The sequence below is a fragment of the Pseudomonas sp. R3-41 genome (genome assembly GCF_054161485.1).
On record NZ_CP096421.1, the window covers coordinates 6,490,232 to 6,510,570 of the forward strand.

A 20,339-nucleotide genomic window follows, 5' to 3' on the forward strand; every position below is an offset into this window, starting at 1 on the left:
ATGCTTTTGTGGCGAGGGAGCTTGCTCCCGCTGGGTGGCGAAGCCGCCCCTAGAATCTTCTGAGCGCTACGCACTCAAGCGGGAGCAAGCTCCCTCGCCACAGAAGCCCCTGTTCACAAGAAGTCCTTCACAAAGACTGCTTGGTCACAGGTTAATGTTTGTAGGCCTTTTGCCCCCACGCCAGGAAGCCTTCCAACAATTCCCTGAGCACCACCTGGGTCGGCGCCGCCAGATCCGCGCGGTAATTGAACGGTTCGAACTCTTCCATGTAGGTACTCTGGCACAGTTCCAATTGCACCGCGTGGATGTCCTGGGCCGGGTTGCCGTAATGCCGGGTGATGTGTCCGCCCTTGAAACGCCCGTTGAGCACATGGGTGAACTGGCCATGGCGAGCGCAGATGGCTTCGAGCTGGCTGGCCAGGGTCGGGTCGCAGCTGGCGCCGTTGAACGTGCCCAGGTTGAAGTCCGGCAGCTTGCCGTCGAACAGGTGCGGGATCACCGAGCGGATCGAGTGGGCATCGAACAGCAAGGCATAGCCGAACTCAGCCTTGAGCCGCGCCAGCTCCTGCGCCAGCGCCTGGTGGTACGGCATCCAGACTTGTTGCAGATACGTCGCCCGCTCCTCGGCCGACGGTTCCAGTCCTTCGCGAAACAACGGCACGCCATCGAACAGCGTCGCCGGGTACAGACCGGTGGTGGCGCCGACGTACATCGGTTTGTCATCGGCGGGACGATTCAGGTCGACGACGAACCGCGAGTATTCCGCAGCCAGGGTGCTGGCGCCCAACTCATTGGCGAACTCATAGAGCTTGGGAATGTGCCAGTCAGTGTCCGGCAGGCTCTGGGCCTTGGGGATCAACCCGGCCTGTACCGCCGGGGTCAGGCGCAGGCCGGCGTGGGGCATGCTGATCAACAGCGGCACGCGCCCTTGCTTGAAATTCAGGACCTTCTCCACAACCGTTCTCCTCAATCGATTTCCACGCCGTGACGCACGACGCGTTTTTCCAGATCGCCACCGAGCCAGTACGCCAGGTCGGCTGGGCGGTCGATGTGCCAGGCGACAAAATCCGCGACCTTGCCGGCTTCCAGCGAACCGTGGGTCTGCTCCATGCCCAAGGCCTGGGCCGCATGAATCGTCGCCCCCGCCAAGGCTTCTTCCGGGGTCATGCGGAAACAGGTGCAGGCCATGTTCAACATCAAGCGCAACGACAACGCCGGCGAAGTGCCGGGGTTGAGGTCGCTGGCCACGGCGATTTTCACGCCGTGCTTGCGCAGGGCATCCATGGGCGGCAGCTGGGTTTCGCGCAGGAAATAAAACGCCCCCGGCAGCAACACCGCCACGGTGCCGGACGCGGCCATGGCCATGGCATCGTCTTCGGTCATGAACTCCAAATGATCGGCCGACAGCGCCTGGTAGCGTGCCGCAAGGCTGGAGCCATGCAGCGATGACAACTGTTCGGCGTGCAGCTTCACCGGCAGGCCCAATTGCTGTGCAGTGTTGAACACCCGCTCGACCTGCGCCGGGGAAAAGGCCAGGTATTCGCAAAAGGCGTCCACCGCATCCACCAGCCCCTCTGCCGCCAGGGCCGGCAGCATCTCGGTGCAGATGTGCTCGATGTAATCATCGGCGCGGTCCTTGTATTCCGGCGGCAAGGCGTGGGCCGCCAGGCAGGTGCTGCGTACGCTGACCGGAAGTTCGGCAGCGAGACGGCGAATGACCCGCAAGATCTTGCGTTCGCTGGCCAGGTCCAAGCCATAGCCGGACTTGATTTCCACCGTGGTCACGCCGTCATGCATCAAGCTTTTCAGGCGTTTGGCCGCGCTGGCGAACAGCTCGTCTTCACTGGCGGCGCGGGTGGCGCGCACGGTGCTGGCGATGCCACCGCCGGCTGCGGCGATTTCGGCGTAGCTGACACCTTGCAGGCGCTGTTCGAACTCACCGCTGCGGTTGCCGCCAAACACCGTGTGGGTGTGGCAGTCGATCAGCCCCGGCGTGACCCAGGCGCCCTTGAGGTCGTAGACCGCCGGATAGTCGCCTGCTGGCAACTCGGCGCGCGGGCCGATCCATTGAATGTGCTCGCCCTGGGTGACGATGGCGGCGTCTTCGATGATCGAGTAGACGCCCTGGGCCATGGTGGCGGCGTGGCAGTTTTGCCAGAGGGTTTTCATCCCGGTTTCCTCGAATTATCAAAATCAATCGCGAGCAGGCTCGCTCCCACAAGGACTGCACAGAACCTGTGGGAGCGGGCTTGCTCACGAAGACGGCGGTACATTCGACATTGATGCAAGCTGACCCTGCGCTTTCGCGAGCAAGCCCGCTCCCACAGGTGTCGAGTCGGATCAACATCATGTGTGCCTGCTCGCGATGAGGCCCTTACAGGCTCGGCAACAACTGCGCCGTAACCAATTCGTTCAGGCACCGACTCGCCAACAGCTCGCTGGCTGCATTGATGTCCGGCGCAAAGAACCGGTCCTTCTCATAGAACGGCACTTCTGCACGCAGCAATGCCCTGGCCTGTTCCAGCTTGGCGGAGGTCTTCAAACCATCGCGCAGGTCCAGGCCCTGGCACGCCGCGAGCCATTCCACCGCCAAAATCCCACGGGTGTTCTCGGCCATTTCCCACAGACGCTTGCCAGCGGCCGGGGCCATGGAGACGTGGTCTTCCTGGTTGGCCGAGGTCGGCAGGCTGTCCACCGAATGGGGATGGGACAACGCCTTGTTTTCACTGGCCAGGGCGGCAGCGGTGACCTGGGCGATCATGAAGCCGGAGTTCACCCCACCATTGGCGACGAGGAACGGCGGCAGTTGCGACATGTGCTTGTCCATCATCAGCGAAATGCGCCGCTCGCTCAGGGAGCCGATTTCGGCAATCGCCAGGGCCATGTTGTCGGCGGCCATCGCCACCGGTTCGGCGTGGAAGTTGCCACCGGAAATCACGTCACCCTCGGCGGCGAACACCAGCGGGTTGTCCGACACCGCGTTGGCCTCGATCACCAGCACTTCGGCAGCCTGGCGGAACTGGGTCAGGCAGGCGCCCATCACTTGCGGCTGGCAGCGCAGGGAGTACGGGTCCTGGACCTTGTCGCAGTTCTGGTGCGAATCGGAGACTTCGCTGCGCTCGCCCAGCAGGTCGCGGTAGGCCGCGGCGGCATCGATCTGGCCTTTCTGGCCGCGGGCGGCATGGATGCGTGCATCGAATGGCGAACGCGAACCGAGCACCGCTTCCACCGTGAGGCTGCCCAAGGCCAGGGCACCGGCGAACAGGTCTTCGCCTTCGAACAGGCCACGCAGGGCAAACGCGGTGGAGACCTGGGTGCCGTTGAGCAGCGCCAGGCCTTCCTTGGCGGCCAGGGTCAGCGGCGCGAGGCCCGCCACTTTCAGGGCGTCGACGGCCGGCAGCCATTCGCCCTTGTAGCGGGCCTTGCCTTCGCCCAGCAGCACCAGGGACATATGGGCCAGCGGCGCCAGGTCACCGGACGCACCGACCGAACCCTTGAGCGGGATGTGCGGGTAGACCTCGGCATTGATCAGCGCAATCAGCGCATCGATCACCTGCCGGCGGATGCCGGAAAAACCCCGGCTCAGGCTGTTGACCTTGAGCACCATGACCAAGCGCACCAGCGCATCGCTGATCGGCTCGCCCACGCCAGCGGCATGGGACAGCACCAGGGAGCGCTGCAGGTTCTCCAGGTCTTCGCTGGCGATGCGGGTCGAGGCCAACAGGCCGAAACCGGTGTTGATGCCGTAGGCGGTACGGTTCTCGGCGAGGATCTGTTCCACGCACGCAACACTGGCTTCGATCTGCGCCGACGCGCTGGCGTCCAGGCTCAGGGTGACCGGGTGCTGATAGATGTCACGCAATTGAGCCAGGCTCAATTGGCCGGGAATCAGGTTTAAGGCAGTCATGTATTGCTCCTTTTGAGAGTTTTGTTTTTCACCCGCCAGTCGCTCCGGAATGTTCCGTTATCCGTCACCTTCGCTTTTTGGGCGATGCCTTGTGGGCTATAGGTGCCTTGGCACGCTGGCGCTATTTTTGATCAGTTCAAATGGGGTAGTACGTTGTGCAGCACGTTCGGATCCTTTAGCAGCCCGGCGGCGCTGGCGATGTCCGGCGCCAGCCAGCGATCCTGGTCGTAGGCCGGAACACGCTCGCGCAGCAACTTCCAGGCGATGTCCGTCCCGGCGCCGAAGCGCTGCGTCTTGAGAAATTCAAAGGCCTGGGCCGCCAGCAAGTATTCGATGGCGAGGATCTGCGTGCAGTTTTCCAACGCCCGGTGCAGCTTCAGGGCGGCGTTGGTGCCCATGCTCAAATGGTCTTCCTGCAACCCGGAGGTGACGAAATTGTCCAGCACCGCCGGTTGCGCCAATTGCTTGTTTTCCGCGCACAGCGATGCGGCGACGTATTGCACGATCATCATTCCCGAGTTCACGCCGGGGTTGGCCACCAGGAAGGCTGGCAGGCCGCTGACGTGCGGGTTGATCAGCCGGTCGAGGCGGCGCTCGGCGATAGAGCCGATCTCTGCCATGGCAATCGCCAGCAGGTCTGCCGCCAACGCCACCGATTGGCCGTGGGGATTGGCCTGGGACATGACCCGGAAGTTCTCCGGTGTCCCCAGCAGCAGCGGGTTATCGGTCACCGAGTTGAGCTCGGTTTCGATCTGTTGCCGGGCATGGGCCAATTGGTCGCGAGCAGCGCCGTGTACCTGGGGAATCGAACGGATACTCAAGGCGTCCTGGGTGCGAATGCCCAGGCTCGCGGCGATGACTTCGCTGCCGTCGAGCAATGCCCGCAGATTGACGCCGACCTGCTGCATGCCCGGATGCGGCTTCAGCGCCATGACGTCGGCGTCGAACGCGGCGATCTGGCCGCGCTGGGCCTCGAAACTCATGGCGCCGATCACGTCGGCCCATTGCACCAGCCGCGTGGCATCGGCCAAGGCCAGGCAACTGAGACCGGTCATGCATGGCGTGCCGTTGACCAGGCACAAACCGTCCTTGGCCCCCAGTTGCACCGGTTGCAAATTCTCGGCGGCCAGGGCCTGTTGCGCCGGGACGATTTGTCCGCGATAGCTGACCTGGCCAACGCCCAGCAACGCAATGCCGATGTGGGCCATGTGGGTCAGGTAACCCACCGAACCCTGGGACGGCACTTGCGGGGTGATGCCGCGATTGAGCAGGGCCAGCAGCGCCTCGACCACGCGGCGGTGGATGCCGGACTTGCCTTGGCTGTAGTTGTGGATGGCCGCGCAGAGAATCGCCCGGGTCTGCTCGTCGCAGAGCACCGGGCCGACGCCACAGGCATGGCTGAGCAGGGTATTGCGCGACAGTTGGCTGAGTTGTTCGTCCTTGAGCGAGACATTGCACAAGGCGCCCAGGCCGGTGTTGACGCCATAGGCACGCTCGCCGCTGGCGACGATGCGCTGGACGATGGCCTGGGCATTGTCGATCCGTGCCCAGGTCTGGGTCGACAGCTCGAGCACAGCGCCGAAGCGGGCGACGGCGACCACGTCCTGCCAGCGCAACGGGGCGCCGGTGATGATGATTTTTTCAGCCTGGGACATCTCAAACCTCATGGAAAATTCTTTTCAGCAGCACATCTGGCTAAAGGCACAGCCTCTGTGGCGAGGGAGCTTGCTCCCGCTGGACTGCGCAGCAGGCCCAAAAGAAGCGGCCGCTACGCGCCCGAGCGGGAGCAAGCTCCCTCGCCACAAAAGCGCGCCAGCCACCACAACCTCAAACCACCGCAGCCCTGCGCTGCACGAACCGATCGACATACTCATCCGCCGGCGAGTGCAGGATCTCCCGCGGCGTGCCGACCTGGATCAGCTTGCCGTCCTTGAGAATCGCAATGCGATTGCCGATGCGCACGGCCTCGTCGAGGTCGTGGGTGATGAAGACGATGGTCTTGTGCAGGGTCTTTTGCAGTTCCAGCAACTGGTCCTGCATTTCCGCGCGGATCAGCGGGTCGAGGGCACTGAACGCTTCGTCCATCAGGATGATGTCCGTGTCCGCCGCCAAGGCCCGGGCCAAACCGACGCGCTGGCGCATGCCGCCGGAGAGCTGGTGCGGGTATTTGTTCTCGTAGCCTTTCAGGCCCACGGTGTTGATCCAGTGCAGCGCTCGCTCGGCGCACACCTGCTTGCTCTCGCCGCGCACTTTCAAGCCATAGGCGACGTTGTCCAGCACACTCTTGTGGGGCAGCAGGCCGAAGCTCTGGAACACCATGCTGATCTTGTGCCGGCGAAACTCGCGCAAGGCGTCCATGTCCAGTTGCAGGATGTCTTCGCCGTCCACCAGGATCGCGCCGCTAGTGGGATCGATCAGCCGGTTGAAATGGCGCACCAACGTGGATTTGCCGGAGCCGGACAGGCCCATGATCACGAAGATCTCACCGGTGCCGATGCTCAGCGACAGGTCGTTCACGCCGACCACGCAGCCGGTTTCGGCCAGCACCTGGTCCTTGGTCTTGTTCTGGCGGATCAGCTCCAGGGCTTCCTTGGAGCGGTTGCCGAAAATCTTGAAGACGTTTTTGACTTCTATCTTGCTGATGGCTGCGTTGCTCATTTGCTCACCTCATGCCGAGGACGACCATAGGCCTGGGTAATGCGGTCGATGACCACGGCGAGAATCACAATGGCCAGGCCCGCTTCCAGGCCACGCCCGACGTTGAGGGTCTGGATGCCCACCAACACGTCTTCACCCAAGCCACGGGCACCGATCATCGAGGCGATGACGACCATCGACAGGGCCATCATGGTGGTCTGGTTGATCCCGGCCATGATGCTCGGCAGGGCCAGGGGCAGTTGCACGCCGAACAGCTGCTGCCAGCGGTTGGCGCCGAAGGCGTTGATCGCCTCCATCACTTCGCCGTCCACCTGGCGGATACCCAGGTCGGTCAGGCGAATCAACGGTGGCGCGGCGTAGATCACCGTGGCGAAGATCGCCGGGACCTTGCCCAGGCCGAACAGCATCAATACCGGAATCAGGTACACGAAGCTCGGCATGGTCTGCATGATGTCCAGCAACGGCATCAGCACCGAACGCAGGCGATTGCTGCGCGCCGAGAGAATGCCCAGGGGAATGCCGATCATCACCGAGATCAGCGTCGCCACCAGCATCAGGGCGAGGGTCTGCATCAATTTGTCCCACAGGCCCACCGCACCCACCAGGAACAACAGGCCGACGATCACCGCCGTAGCGACGACCTTGCGGGTGGCGTGCCAGGCAACGCCGCCGACGATGGCCAGCATCAACCACCACGGCGCCATGCGCAGCAGGCCTTCGAGGTTGACGATGGCCCACAGCAGGGTGTCGGAGATGTGCCGGAACACATCGCCATAATTGGTCACCAGGGAATCGACCCAACCGTTGACCCAGTCGGCGATGGAGAAGGTAAAGCTTTCGGGAAACATAAGAGACTCTCGATCAGGTGGATGCGGTGAATGTCCCGGCCAGCCCCACGGTTGGCCGGGAAAGATTCGACCTACAGAGCCGCGTCGATTTTCTTGGCAGCGTCTTCACTGACCCAGGCGTGCCAGACTTCAGGATGTTCCTTCAGGAAGATCTTCGCCAGTTTCGGCGACTCGATCCGCTCTTTGGCCATGCGCCCGAGGTTCTGGTTCAGGATATCGATCGGCAGGTTGACCTTTTCCAGCACCGCCACCAGCTCCGGGGCTTCGTCGTGGAAGGTCTTGGACAGGCCGACCTTGATGCTCACGCTTTTATCCACGCCGGGTTTTTCTTCGAGTTTGACCAAGTCCACCTGGCCCATCAGCGGCGTTGGCGACCAGTAGTAGAACAGGATCGGCTCGCCACGCTTGTAGCTCGACAGCACCGCCGCATCCAGGGCCGGGCCGGTGCCTGGACGGAAGTTGGTGTAGGTTTTTTCCAGGCCGTAGCTCTTCAGCATTTCGCTGTTGTCCAGCTCGCAGGTCCAGCCGGCCGGGCAGTTGTAGAAGCGGCCCTTGGACGGCTCTTCCTGGTCCTTGAACACGGCGGCGTACTGGCCCAGGTCGGCGATGCTCTTCAGGCCCGGGGCCTTGGCTTCGAGCTTGCGCTTGGCATCGCCTTCGATCACGTAGCGCGGCACGTACCAGCCTTCGATGGCGCCCACCACCGGGGCTCCGACGCCGACCACCTTGCCGGCCTTCTCGGCCTTGTTCCAGACCTCACTGCGGCCGACCCACTCTTCGGCAAATACCTGGATGTCGTTGCTGCTCAGGGCGTTTTCCATGGTGATGGAGTTGCCGGGCAGGCTGTCGGTCTTGCAGTCGTAGCCTTTTTCCAGCACCACTTGCAGGACGTCGGTCAGCAGCATGCCGCTTTCCCAGTTCAGGCCGGCGAATTTCACCGGTTTACCCGACTCGCACCAACCGGCCGCTTGCGTGGCGCCGGCGCTGGCCAGCAGGCCCATGGAAAGCAATGTGGTCAGCAGGGTCTTGTTCGACTTCATTATGTGACGCTCCTAATCAGTTGGATTGGCTTACGGCAGTCAAGAGGCATCCAGCCCTGTCAACGTCCCATCAGACCGCTTGGATGCGGCCCGCCCTGCTCGGTTGTGCGTCAACCGCGTCCTGCTCGACCGGCAGGATCAATTGATCGGGTACTGCGCTGTGCCACTTCCTGGCGAGGACGTAATACAGCGCCGCCGGGACCACCAGGCCGATGATCCAGGAGATGTCCACACCGCCCATGGCTTTCACCAACGGACCGGTATAGAACTTGGTGGCAATGAACGGCAACTGAACCAATACACCAAAGACGTAGACGCTGATGCCGAGGGCATTCCAGCGACCGTAGCGACCCTTCGGATCGTTCAATGCCGGCACGTCATAGCGCTCGCGCGTGATGCAGTAGTAGTCCACCAGGTTGATTGCGCTCCACGGCGTGAAGAACGCCAGCAAGAACAAGATGAAAGACTTGAACGCACCGAGGAACGAGTGCTGGCCGAGCAGCGCGATCAAGGTCGCCGCGCCGACAATGAACAGCACGAACACCAGACGCTGCACACGCGTTACGTTCAGGTGCCCCCGGAACCCGCTGATGATGGTCGCAATGCACATGAAGCTGCCGTAGGAGTTCAGCGTGGAGATGGTGACCTTGCCGAACGCGATGCTGAAGTACAGCAACGCAGCCGTGGCACCGGTACCGCCCAGGCCAACGATGTAGGCCACTTCGTGACCGGCGAACTGCCCGTTGGCCGAGGCGGCGGCAAACACGCCGAGGATCATCGCCACTTGTGCGCCGATGACTGAACCGGCACCTGCGGCAAAAAAAGTTTTCACCGAAGAGGTCTTGCTCGGCAGGTAACGCGAATAGTCCGCCACGTAGGGGCCGAAGGCGATCTGCCAGGAGGCCGCGAGCGACACCGCCAGCAGGAAACTGCTCCAGCTGAAATGGCGGATTTGCAGGAGTGCGCCCACGTCGGTCTGGCTGATCAGGCGAGCAAACAGGTAAACAAAGGCAATCACACCAATCACGCTGGCGACACGGCCAATGAAGTGAATCACCCGATACCCGAGCACCGTGACCAACACGATGACACTGGCGAAAATGAGGATGCCGACACTGTCGCTGACGCCGAACAACTGGCCCAGTGCCTGGCCGGAAAGCACCGTGCCCGTTGCGGTGAAACCCAGGTACATCAGGCACACCAGCACGATCGGGATGGCCGCGCCATACACACCAAACTGCACCCGGCTGGAGATCATCTGCGGCAGGCCCAGCTTTGGCCCCTGGGCGGCATGCAACGCCATGACGCCACCGCCGAGCACTTGGCCTATCAGCAAACCGATCAACGACCAGAACACATCACCGCCCAGCACCACCGCCAATGCACCGGTGACGATTGCAGTGATTTGCAGGTTGGCCCCCATCCAGAGGGTGAACTGGCTCAACAGCCGACCGTGTCGCTCCGCTTCCGGGATGTAGTCGATCGAACGTTTCTCGATCAACGGCTTGCTGCTTGCGCGTGTGCTGGTGACAGCCATGGTTCAACCTCTGTGGATTGTTCGGGTTCGGGCGATATTTTTTTGTGGGAGCGGGCTTGCTCGCGAAAGCGGTGTGTCATTCAACACCTGCCTCGGATGTAAAACCGCCTTCGCGAGCAAGCCCGCTCCCACATGGAGTGTTGCGTTATTTGCCAGTAATCATCGGCAGGTTCAGCCCCTGCTCCTTCGCGCAATCAATGGCGATCTGGTAACCGGCATCGGCATGGCGCATCACCCCGGTACCCGGGTCGTTGTGCAGTACGCGAGCAATCCGCTCGGCCGCTTCGTCGGTGCCGTCGCAGACGATCACCATGCCCGAATGCTGGGAGAAGCCCATGCCGACGCCGCCACCGTGGTGCAGCGATACCCACGTCGCGCCGCTGGCGGTGTTGAGCAAGGCATTGAGCAGCGGCCAGTCGGAAACGGCGTCGGAGCCGTCCTGCATGGATTCGGTTTCACGGTTCGGGCTGGCCACGGAGCCAGAGTCGAGGTGGTCGCGGCCGATGACGATCGGCGCCGACAACTCACCGCTGCGCACCATCTCGTTGAACGCCAGGCCCAACTTGGCGCGCTGGCCCAGGCCAACCCAGCAGATACGTGCCGGCAAGCCCTGGAAGCTGATGCGCTCGCGAGCCATGTCCAACCAGTTATGCAGGTGGGCGTCGTCGGGGATCAGTTCCTTGACCTTGGCGTCGGTCTTGTAGATGTCCTGCGGGTCACCCGACAGCGCCGCCCAGCGGAACGGGCCGATGCCACGGCAGAACAGCGGACGGATGTACGCCGGGACGAAGCCGGGGAAGTCGAAGGCATTTTCGACGCCTTCTTCCTGGGCCATCTGGCGGATGTTGTTGCCGTAGTCGAAAGTCGGCACACCCATTTTCTGGAAGGCCAACATGGCTTTGACGTGGACGGCCATCGATTGCTTGGCGGCCTTCACCACGGCGGCGGGCTCGGTCTTGGCGCGGGCACGGTATTCGTCCCAGGTCCAGCCGGCCGGCAGGTAGCCGTTGAGGGGGTCGTGGGCGCTGGTCTGGTCGGTGACCATGTCCGGGCGCACACCCCGACGGACCATTTCCGGCAGGATTTCAGCCGCGTTCCCACACAGCGCAATGGAAATCGCCTTGCCTTCGGCGGTGTATTTCTCGATGCGCGCCAGGGCATCGTCGAGGTCGGTGGCTTGCTCGTCGACGTAGCGGGTTTTCAGGCGGAAATCGATGCTCACCTGCTGGCACTCGATGTTCAGCGAGCATGCACCGGCCAAGGTCGCGGCCAGCGGTTGTGCGCCGCCCATGCCGCCCAGGCCGGCGGTCAGGACCCAACGGCCCTTGAGGTTGGAATCGTAGTGCTGGCGACCAGCCTCGACGAAGGTTTCATACGTGCCTTGGACGATGCCCTGGCTGCCGATGTAGATCCAGCTGCCGGCGGTCATCTGGCCGTACATGGCCAGGCCCTTGGCGTCGAGTTCGTTGAAGTGCTCCCAACTGGCCCAGTGCGGCACCAGGTTGGAGTTGGCAATCAGGACGCGAGGCGCGTTGCTGTGGGTCTTGAACACACCCACCGGCTTGCCGGATTGCACCAGCAGGGTTTCGTCGTCGTTCAGGTGGGTGAGGCTTTCGACGATCTTGTCGTAGCACTCCCAGTTGCGCGCCGCGCGGCCGATGCCACCGTAGACCACCAACTCCTTGGGGTTCTCGGCCACTTCCGGGTCGAGGTTGTTCATCAGCATGCGCAGCGGCGCTTCGGTCAGCCAGCTCTTGGCGGTCAGCGTGTTACCGCGAGGGGCGCGAATTTCAACGTCACGGTATTTTTCGGGTTTGCGGGTAGCGTCGGTCACAGCAAAAACTCCTCAGCGATCAATCCAGACCAGCCCGGGCAGTGGGCAGCGATTTCTATGAACATTGCGTTGAATATCGGCGACTCATACGCATACGTCTTTACTTGTATGTACAAGCATATGCAATCAAGCGGCCAACTTGTTAGAGGTAGTGTTCAGAAACGGTTGGGGAATTGCTGAAAGCCTTGTGATTCAAGGGCTGCTGAGCGGCATGAAATTTTTGACGGGGGGTTTCAAAGGGAGGAATCGGGGGGACACAAAAGCGTGATATTGCGCCACGCTGGGGCATTCAGTAACAAGTTGGTGCGTGCGGAAGGAACAATAAACACGCTTTTTGTGGCGAGGGAGCTTGCTCCCGCTGGGCTGCGAAGCAGACCCCAAAAAACAGGGCCGCTGCGCGCTGGAGCGCCAGCCCGGCCCAGCGGGAGCAAGCTCCCTCGCCACAAAAGCTCTGTCGCAGGATTTCTTTAGTGGGCCGTCAGCTCGATCACGCAGCATTGGCCGTGGGTGGTGATTTCCAGCAGCCCGGTGTTGCCGCTCAGTTGCAGGCAGTCATAAAGCCCCAGCGCCTCGACAGCCTCATCCATCTTGATCCTCAGCGTCGGCGCGGCACTAAACACCAACACCGTTCCCGCCTCGCTGAAAAACCGCTGCTGCCCGCCCAACCATTGCAATCGCGCGCGGTAACGCTGCGGTGCGTAGATCAGGTTGAAGTCACGAATCGGTCCGCCCAGCAGCGTGCAATGCACATGGCTCTCGCCGCTGAACGCAAAAGCGTCCAGCGGATAAAGCGCCCGCGTAGCCTGACCATCGACATTCAACGTCATGCCGTCACCCTGCAAGACACTGATGACCCGCTCGTAGCCGGCGAAGGTGGAAAAACCACCCGACTCACCGATATCGGCAATCGACAGTCTCCAGCCGAAACCTTCCAGGCCCGTGCCGGCATCGCGAGTGATTTCCTCGGTGCTGCCGCCACCGTTCTTCCAAGGCATGCGCGGGTAATCCGCGGCACGTAACACTTTCAACTGGCTCATTTATGAAAACGCCCTTCCAGACTGTGACGGGAGCCCGGATGGATCAGGCGTGCGGCGGTGACCGGCTGGCGTCCAGACCAAGTGCGGCGGCGAATCAACAAGCACGGCTCGCCCCTTTCGATCTGCAACAGCTTGCACTCACTCGGCTCGGCCAGGATCGCCTCCACTACGTGCTCGCCTTCGGTCAGCGGTGCAACCTGGTTCAGGTAGGCGTAGGGGGTTTGCACGGTGAAGTCCTGCTTGAGGTACTCAGGTGCCACCAGTGCGTTGACGAAACGGTCCTCGATTTGCACGGGGATGTCGTTCTCGAAATGCACGATCAGTGAATGGAACACCTTCTGGCCTTCACGCATGTCCAGGGCCAGGGCCCGCTCGGAACCGGCCGCCTCTTCTTCCAGGGTGATGACCTTGCAGCTGTGACGATGACCACGGGAGGCGATTTCATCCGCGATGTTATGCACTTCGAACAACGCGGACTGGCTCTTGGGCTCGGCCACGAAGGTGCCGACACCCTGCATGCGCACCAACAGGCCGTCCGCGGTCATTTCCCGCAGGGCACGGTTGATGGTCATGCGGCTGAATCCCAGCTGGCTGACCAGCTCGCTTTCCGACGGCACACGGTAATGCGGCGGCCAGTTTCCACTGTCGATCTGCTGGGTGATCATTTGTTTAACGCGGGCGTACAAGGGCGCCGGACTGTCACCCATGTTTGCGGCCAGCGGTGGTTTGGCAGGCGGAGTCGGCACGGCGGTTCCCTGTTCTGCGAATAAGGTTGCTAGCTTGCCGGAGTTTACCGGCCAGGCAAACGTCTGTATATGTATATACAAATTACGCACGATGAGGTTGAACCATGTCCGCCTTCTTTGCCGAACGCGCGCTGCTGCCTAGTGGATGGGCCGATGATGTACGTCTTGAGGTGGATGCCGCAGGCGTCCTGACCCATATCCAGGTCGGCTCCCACGCAGACGGCGCCGAACGGCTGGGCGGTCCGCTATTGCCGGGCATGCCGAACCTGCACTCCCACGCCTTCCAACGGGCGATGGCCGGGCTGGCGGAAGTGGCGGGCAATCCCAACGACAGTTTCTGGACCTGGCGCGACTTGATGTACCGCCTCGTCGGAAAAATCAGCCCCGACCAACTCGGCGTCATCGCCCGCCAGCTGTACATCGAAATGCTCAAGGCCGGCTACACCTCGGTCGCCGAATTCCACTACGTCCACCATGACACCGACGGCGCGCCCTACGCCGACCCGGCGGAGCTGGCCCTGCGTATCAGCCACGCCGCCAGCGCCGCCGGCATTGGCCTGACGCTGCTGCCGGTGCTCTACAGCCATTCCGGCTTTGGCGGCCAGGCACCCAACGACGGGCAGCGCCGGTTCATCAACAGCACCGAAAACTACTTGAAACTTCAGTCGCGCTTGCAGCCGATCCTGGCCGGGCAAGCGTCCCAGGCGCTGGGCCTGTGCTTCCACTCCCTGCGCGCCGTGACACCCGGGCAGATCCAGGACGTGCTGGCCGCCAGCGACCGTGATTGCCCGGTGCACATCCATATTGCCGAGCAGCAAAAGGAAGTCGATGACTGCCTGGACTGGAGCGGCGCGCGTCCGCTGCAATGGCTGTATGACAACACCGAGGTCGATCAGCGCTGGTGCCTGGTCCACGCCACCCACGCCAACGCCCAGGAAGTCAGCCTCATGGCCAAGAGCCGGGCGATTGCCGGCCTGTGCCTGACCACCGAAGCCAACCTGGGGGACGGGATTTTCCCGGCCGTGGATTTCCTCGCCCAGGGCGGACGCCTCGGTATCGGCTCCGACAGCCATGTGTCCTTGAGCGTGGTCGAAGAATTGCGCTGGCTGGAATATGGCCAGCGCCTGCGGGATCAACGGCGCAATCGCTTGTATCGGGCGGATCAGCCGATGGTTGGTCGCACCTTGTTTGACGCCGCATTGGAAGGCGGCGCCCAGGCCCTGGGGCAGCCGATCGGCGCTCTCGAAATCGGCAAGCGCGCCGACTGGCTGGTGCTCGATGGCCACGACCCATACCTGGCCACGGCCCAGGGCGACGGGATCCTCAATCGCTGGCTGTTCGCCGGCGGCGATCGCCAGGTGCGCGATGTGATGGTCGGCGGACAGTGGGTGGTGCGTGAGAGGCGTCATGCCGGCGAAGAAGAAAGCGCCCGGGCGTTTACCCAGGTACTGCGCGAACTGCTGGGCTGACCCCAAGAATCAATGTGACAGATACCAAATGTGGGAGCGGGCTTGCTCGCGAATGCGTTGTACCAGACACCTAGATGTTGACTGATACACCGCATTCGCGAGCAAGCCCGCTCCCACACTATGATCCCAGGCGTCGCTTAGTCCGAAGTCTTGGCCATCTGCCGGTCCGACGCGCGCCAGACCAGGCGTGTCGTGTCGTAGCCCTGCTGGCGCGCCTTGCTCAGCAATTCCTCGCGCACAACGCTGTTGACGGTCGGTGTGCGGGACAGCAGCCACATGTAGCGACGGCTCGGGTCGCCGACGATGGCGGTCTTGTAGTCATCGCTGACATAGAGCACCCAGTATTGCCCCTTCGCCACGCCCGGGACGATCCGGGAAAACCAGTTATCAAATTCGACCCAGAGCTTGTCGGTCTTGCCCGGCACCTGCGGCGTCGCGGTGCCCCTGGCTTCTTCCCACTGCCAGTCCGAGGTCAGGCAGCGATTGAGCACGCCCACGTTGCCGTCTGGCTTGAGGGTGTAGTGCGCTTCCGATTGCGCGCAATTGCGCTGGAAATACATGGGCAGGCGGGCCAACTCATACCAGGTCCCCTGGTAACGCTTGAGATTGACGCTGTTGACCGTCTTGGGTGCCAACGGATCTTCGCCAGAAGTGGCACAGCCAGCCAATACCAGGCCAGCCAAAAGCACAAACACTAACCGCATCATTATTTTTCTCCCGCAGGCCACTGGCCTCGGTTTACTTCAGGCCTTGGCCGGAAAACATCAACACTTTGTCACCGGCGTACTGCACGCTGATAAAGCTTTTCTGGTCGCCCCAGGTGCAGCTGGACATGCCGAGGGCGCCTGAGCAATCGGTCGGTTTCCCCAGCAACGTTTCGACTTCGGCCTTGGGCATGCCAGCCGACAGCTTCGAATAGTTTTCCTGGTTGACCTTGCTGCATGCGGTCAGCACGACGCACATAAACAGCAGAGCGATAGAACGCAGCGACATGGTGTAACTCCTGGAGCGGAAGGGAGGTGGCAGGGTGCCAACCTGATCCTTAGAAGAGAAAACCCCTATCTGGTTCCCTCGCGCCGCCAGTATTTATTGGCCGTGCAGAGGTGTTTCATCGGTGAATCACTCGGTTTGTGACGCCGTCGTACCTTTCGTCGGGATTGGACCCTGGACGCCTGATGAGCCGGGCTTCTACGCCGATAAAAAGTCACAGCGCAAAATCCTGCGTTATGGCAAATTGACAGCCCGTCCTGACCCGTCCCTCCGCGGTAGTGTTCTTAATGACCAGAAACATGAAATTCAGCCATAAAATTCTGCTGGCTGCTGCCCTCGTGGTGGCTGTTGCTTTCGCCTGTTTCATCCTGTTCAACGACTATCGTCAACGCCAGAGCCTGCACGCCAGCACCGAGACTTCCATGCAGGAACTCGGCAGCCTGACCAGCCGTAACATCCAGACATGGGTCGACGGCCGCATCCAATTGCTGCAATCGCTGGCCCAACAGATCGCCGTGGACGGCAGCAGTGCCGACAGCCTCAAGCGCGCCGTGGGCCTGCCGGCCTATACCGGCAACTTCCAGCTCAGCTATTTCGGCGGCACCGACGGCGTGATGTTCTCGGTCCCGGCCGGCAATCGCGCCGCCGACTATGACCCGCGCGCCCGCGGCTGGTACAAGGCTGCCAACAGCGCACAGCAAACCATCGTCACTGAACCCTACATCGCCGCCTCGTCGGGCAAGCTGGTGATCACCGTCGCCACTCCGGTACAACGCCAGAACCAGATGATCGGCGTGGCCGGTGCGGACATCGACCTGTCCAACGTCAGCGCCATCATCAACTCGCTGAACTTCGGCGGCCACGGCCACGCGTTCATCGTCAGCGCCGACGGCAAGATCCTGATCCACCCCGACAGCAAGCGCGTGCTCAAGACCCTGGCCGAGGCCTACCCCAACGGCGCGCCGCAAATCAGCCCGGGCGTGAAAGAAGTCGATCTCGACGGCAAGTCCCAATTCATCTCCTTCACCCGGGTCAATGGTGTGCCGGGCGCCGATTGGTACGTGGCGCTGGTGCTCGACAAGGACACCGCCCTGGCGATGCTCAGTGAGTTCCGCACTTCGGCACTGATCGCCATGTTCATCGCCGTGGTGTTCATCATCGCTTTGCTGGGCATGTTGATCCGCGTGTTGATGCAACCGCTGCTGACCATGGGCCGCGCCATGCATGACATCGCCGAAGGCGAAGGCGACCTGACTCGGCGCCTGGTGATCCACGGCCAGGACGAATTCGGCGCCCTGGGCACGTCGTTCAACCGTTTTGTCGAGCGCATTCACACCTCGATCCGCGAAGTGGCCTCGGCCACCGGCCAGGTCAACGAAGTCGCCCTGCGCGTGGTCAGTGCATCCAACTCGTCGATGTTCAACTCCGACCAACAGGCGTCGCGCACCAGCAGCGTGGCCGCGGCCATCAACCAGCTCGGCGCCGCCGCCCAGGAAATCGCCCAGAATGCCGCCCTCGCCTCGCAACATTCCAGCGAGGCCCGCAACCTGGCCGAAGATGGCCAGCAAGTGGTGGATAAAACCATCGCGGCCATGCAGCAGTTGTCAGCCAAGATCAGCGATTCGTGCGGCAACATCGAAACCTTGAACAGCAACACGGTGAACATCGGCCAGATCCTCGAGGTGATCACCAGCATCTCCCAGCAAACCAACCTGCTCGCCCTCAACGCCGCCATCGAAGCGGCACGGGCCGGTGAAGCCGGGCGCGGCTTCGCGGTGGTGGCCGATGAGGTGCGCAACCTGGCCCACCGCACCCAGGACTCGGCGCAACAAGTGCAGAAGATGATCGAAGAACTGCAAGTCGGCGCACGGGAAGCGGTACTGACCATGACCGACAGCCAGCGCCAGAGCGAAGGCAGCGTCAGCATCGCCAACCAGGCTGGCGAACGACTGGGCAGCGTGACCCAACGCATCGGTGAAATCGACGGCATGAATCAATCCGTGGCAACCGCCACCGAAGAACAGACCGCCGTGGTGGAATCGATCAACGTCGACATTACCGAGATCAACACGCTGAACCAGGAAGGCGTGGAAAACCTGCAAGCCACCTTGCAGGCCTGTGCCGACCTCGAACAACAGGCGGCGCGGCTTAAGCAGTTGGTGGGCAGTTTCCGGATCTAGTGCTTTCAAGGGCCCTTTCGCGAGCAAGCCCGCTCCCACAGTTGACCGCGTTCCGTCAGGGAAACCTGATCAGCTGTGGGAGCGGGCTTGCTCGCGAAGAGGCCGGCACATCCAACATTTTCGTCGACTGTGGCACCCCTATCGCGAGCAAGCTCGCTCCCACAATGGTCTTGCGGTGTCACCGAATTGGATGAGATGGATCTTCAATGAGCGTACATGGAGAATTTACAGACTTGCCCCGCTCTTAAGCAGCAAGCATCGCGGTTGAAGCATCTGGCCCCATCGCGAGCAGGCTCGCTCCCACACTGGGTTTCTGTTGAGCAGCAAAAGGTGCGTCCGTGGAAGATCAACTGTGGGAGCGAGCCTGCTCGCGATGGCGATAGCGGCCACAACACTATTTAGAACCTGGACCCAGGCCTACTCAAGAACTCCACTTCCTCAGCCGTGGACTCGCGCCCCAACACCGCATTGCGATGGGGAAAGCGGCCAAACCGCGCAATGATCTTCTGATGCCGTTCGGCATAATCCAGGTTGTCCTCAAACACCGCACGCTGCGCCTCGGGCTGTTCTCGAACCAACTCGATGAACCGTGACACGGCTTCGTTCTGCACCGCGAGGTTTTCGCAGTGTTCGAGTACGAGGTAGATGAATACGCGCTGGATGGGTTTGAGTTGCCGGTCGAAGCCCGCCGCCAGTCCTTGAGCCACCAGCGCTTGGGCACGCAGGTCGCCGGAAAAACCTTCGGGGGTGTTGCGATAGATCATCCGGGGAAGTTGATCCAGTAGCAGCACCAAGGCCAGCCAACCTTCCGGGCGTTGCGCCCAATCGGTCAATCCGCCGGCCAGTGCCTGCTCGACCTGATCACCGAAGCGCTCTTCCGCCTGGCGATCATGGCCTTTGCCAAACCATAGCTTGCCCTTGTCAGCCGCGATCTCATCTGGTTTTTCGGCTGTGCCAAACCACCAATCGAGCAACGGCTGCCAGGGCTCGGCCATGATTTACTCCTTGTGGTAAGCCGTGGCGCGGGCCACTTCTTCCTTCGAACCGAGGAACACGGCCACGCGCTGGTGCAGGCCTTCAGGCTTGATATCGAGAATGCGCTGGTGCCCATCGGTGGAAGCGCCACCGGCCTGCTCCACCAGGAACGACATCGGGTTGGCTTCGTACATCAGGCGCAGCTTGCCTGGCTTGGAGGGCTCGCGGCTGTCGCGCGGGTACATGAACAGGCCGCCACGGGTCAGGATCCGGTGCACATCGGCAACCATCGCGGCGACCCAGCGCATGTTGTAGTTCTTCTTCAGCGGGCCTTCTTCACCGGCCAGCAACTCACTGACGTAGCGTTGTACCGGAGCTTCCCAGTGACGCTGGTTGGACATGTTGATGGCGAATTCCTGGGTGGTTTCAGGAATGGTGATGTCTTCGTGGGTCAGGACGAAGCTGCCCATCTCGCGGTCCAGGGTGAAGCCCTTGACGCCGTCGCCCAAGGTCAGCACCAGCATGGTCTGCGGGCCATAGATGGCATAACCGGCGGCAACCTGCTCGGTGCCTGGCTGCAAGAAGGCCTTTTCATTCAGGGCTTCGTTCTGGCTCAGGTACTCGTTCGGGCAACGCAGAACCGAGAAGATGGTGCCGACCGGCGCGTTGATGTCGATGTTCGACGAACCGTCCAGTGGGTCGAACACCAGCAGGTAGGCACCCTTGGGGTATTTGCCCGGGATCTGGTAGGCATTGTCCATTTCCTCGGATGCCATGCCGGCCAGGTGACCGCCCCATTCGTTGGCTTCGAGCAGGATTTCGTTGGACAGCACGTCCAGCTTCTTCTGCACTTCGCCCTGCACGTTTTCGGTGCCCATGCTGCCCAGGACACCACCCAAGGCGCCTTTGGAGACGGCGTGGCTGATCTCCTTGCACGCACGCGCCACCACTTCGATCAAAAAGCGCAGATCGGCAGGGGTATTGTTGCTGCGGGTCTGCTCAATCAAATAGCGACTCAAGGTAACGCGGGACATGGACGGCTCCGAAGAATAGGGGGCGGAAAACCCGCGCAGTTTAGCGCGAGTCGGGACTTAATTCCTCCTATGAGACGGGATATG

17 protein-coding genes are annotated in these 20,339 nt (G+C 61.9%); 2 read left to right on the forward strand and 15 right to left on the reverse strand.

The window, feature by feature from the left end:
• Window positions 1–151: 151 nt before the first annotated feature.
• The 11 genes from hutG to hutC all read right to left on the reverse strand — a co-directional run bounded on the left by hutG (window position 152) and on the right by hutC (window position 13,568).
• The gene (gene hutG / locus M1D99_RS28025) at window positions 152–955 is read right to left on the reverse strand and encodes an N-formylglutamate deformylase (protein ID WP_458131120.1); all 804 of its coding nucleotides are present in this window, start codon (window positions 953–955) and stop codon (window positions 152–154) included.
• Between the two features lie 11 nt (window positions 956–966).
• Window positions 967–2,169 carry an imidazolonepropionase gene (gene hutI / locus M1D99_RS28030; RefSeq protein ID WP_458131121.1) on the reverse strand — a complete coding sequence of 401 codons (1,203 nt, stop codon included), beginning with the start codon at window positions 2,167–2,169 and terminating at the stop codon, window positions 967–969.
• A gap of 205 nt (window positions 2,170–2,374) precedes the next feature.
• Window positions 2,375–3,907 (reverse strand): histidine ammonia-lyase, encoded by a 1,533-nt coding sequence (gene hutH / locus M1D99_RS28035; RefSeq protein WP_434572923.1) that lies wholly within the window; start codon window positions 3,905–3,907, stop codon window positions 2,375–2,377.
• Between the two features lie 131 nt (window positions 3,908–4,038).
• Window positions 4,039–5,562, reverse strand: coding sequence for a histidine ammonia-lyase (gene hutH, locus M1D99_RS28040; RefSeq protein ID WP_458132171.1), 1,524 nt, complete (start codon window positions 5,560–5,562; stop codon window positions 4,039–4,041).
• A gap of 172 nt (window positions 5,563–5,734) precedes the next feature.
• Window positions 5,735–6,565, reverse strand: coding sequence for a quaternary amine ABC transporter ATP-binding protein (locus tag M1D99_RS28045; protein WP_050586211.1), 831 nt, complete (start codon window positions 6,563–6,565; stop codon window positions 5,735–5,737).
• Entirely contained in the window at window positions 6,562–7,413 is an 852-nt protein-coding gene (locus M1D99_RS28050) for an ABC transporter permease (RefSeq protein ID WP_181290757.1), read from the reverse strand. The genes M1D99_RS28045 and M1D99_RS28050 overlap by 4 nt, the downstream gene beginning before the upstream one ends.
• 71 nt (window positions 7,414–7,484) lie before the next feature.
• Window positions 7,485–8,453 (reverse strand): ABC transporter substrate-binding protein, encoded by a 969-nt coding sequence (locus M1D99_RS28055; RefSeq protein WP_458131122.1) that lies wholly within the window; start codon window positions 8,451–8,453, stop codon window positions 7,485–7,487.
• 70 nt (window positions 8,454–8,523) lie between these two features.
• Window positions 8,524–9,990 carry a purine-cytosine permease family protein gene (locus M1D99_RS28060; protein WP_434572926.1) on the reverse strand — a complete coding sequence of 489 codons (1,467 nt, stop codon included), beginning with the start codon at window positions 9,988–9,990 and terminating at the stop codon, window positions 8,524–8,526.
• A 145-nt stretch (window positions 9,991–10,135) separates the two neighbouring features.
• Window positions 10,136–11,824 carry a urocanate hydratase gene (gene hutU / locus M1D99_RS28065; protein ID WP_434572928.1) on the reverse strand — a complete coding sequence of 563 codons (1,689 nt, stop codon included), beginning with the start codon at window positions 11,822–11,824 and terminating at the stop codon, window positions 10,136–10,138.
• Window positions 11,825–12,291: 467 nt separating this feature from the next.
• Window positions 12,292–12,861 (reverse strand): HutD/Ves family protein, encoded by a 570-nt coding sequence (locus M1D99_RS28070; RefSeq protein WP_434572930.1) that lies wholly within the window; start codon window positions 12,859–12,861, stop codon window positions 12,292–12,294.
• Window positions 12,858–13,568, reverse strand: a complete 711-nt coding sequence (hutC, locus tag M1D99_RS28075; RefSeq protein ID WP_014336125.1) for a histidine utilization repressor — start codon at window positions 13,566–13,568, stop codon at window positions 12,858–12,860. Before hutC ends, M1D99_RS28070 begins: the two co-directional genes overlap by 4 nt.
• Window positions 13,569–13,711: 143 nt before the next feature.
• On the opposite strand from hutC, the gene M1D99_RS28080 reads away from it, so the two are divergent.
• Complete coding sequence (locus M1D99_RS28080) at window positions 13,712–15,076, forward strand: formimidoylglutamate deiminase (protein WP_458131123.1); 1,365 nt, start codon at window positions 13,712–13,714, stop codon at window positions 15,074–15,076.
• 137 nt (window positions 15,077–15,213) lie between these two features.
• Here M1D99_RS28080 and M1D99_RS28085 read toward each other — a convergent pair whose 3' ends face one another.
• Window positions 15,214–15,783: a lipocalin family protein gene (locus M1D99_RS28085; protein ID WP_250961905.1), complete on the reverse strand. Its 570-nt coding sequence runs from the start codon at window positions 15,781–15,783 to the stop codon at window positions 15,214–15,216.
• 31 nt (window positions 15,784–15,814) lie between these two features.
• Entirely contained in the window at window positions 15,815–16,069 is a 255-nt protein-coding gene (locus M1D99_RS28090; protein ID WP_003186715.1) for a hypothetical protein, read from the reverse strand.
• A 284-nt stretch (window positions 16,070–16,353) separates the two neighbouring features.
• Here M1D99_RS28090 and M1D99_RS28095 point away from each other — a divergent pair, with 284 nt between their 5' ends.
• The gene (locus tag M1D99_RS28095) at window positions 16,354–18,246 is read left to right on the forward strand and encodes a methyl-accepting chemotaxis protein (RefSeq protein WP_458131124.1); all 1,893 of its coding nucleotides are present in this window, start codon (window positions 16,354–16,356) and stop codon (window positions 18,244–18,246) included.
• 398 nt (window positions 18,247–18,644) lie between these two features.
• On the opposite strand, the gene M1D99_RS28100 is transcribed toward M1D99_RS28095, so the two are convergent.
• Entirely contained in the window at window positions 18,645–19,241 is a 597-nt protein-coding gene (locus tag M1D99_RS28100; RefSeq protein WP_434572937.1) for a DUF924 family protein, read from the reverse strand.
• A gap of 3 nt (window positions 19,242–19,244) precedes the next feature.
• The gene (locus M1D99_RS28105; protein WP_030141457.1) at window positions 19,245–20,255 is read right to left on the reverse strand and encodes a class 1 fructose-bisphosphatase; all 1,011 of its coding nucleotides are present in this window, start codon (window positions 20,253–20,255) and stop codon (window positions 19,245–19,247) included.
• Window positions 20,256–20,339: the final 84 nt, after the last annotated feature.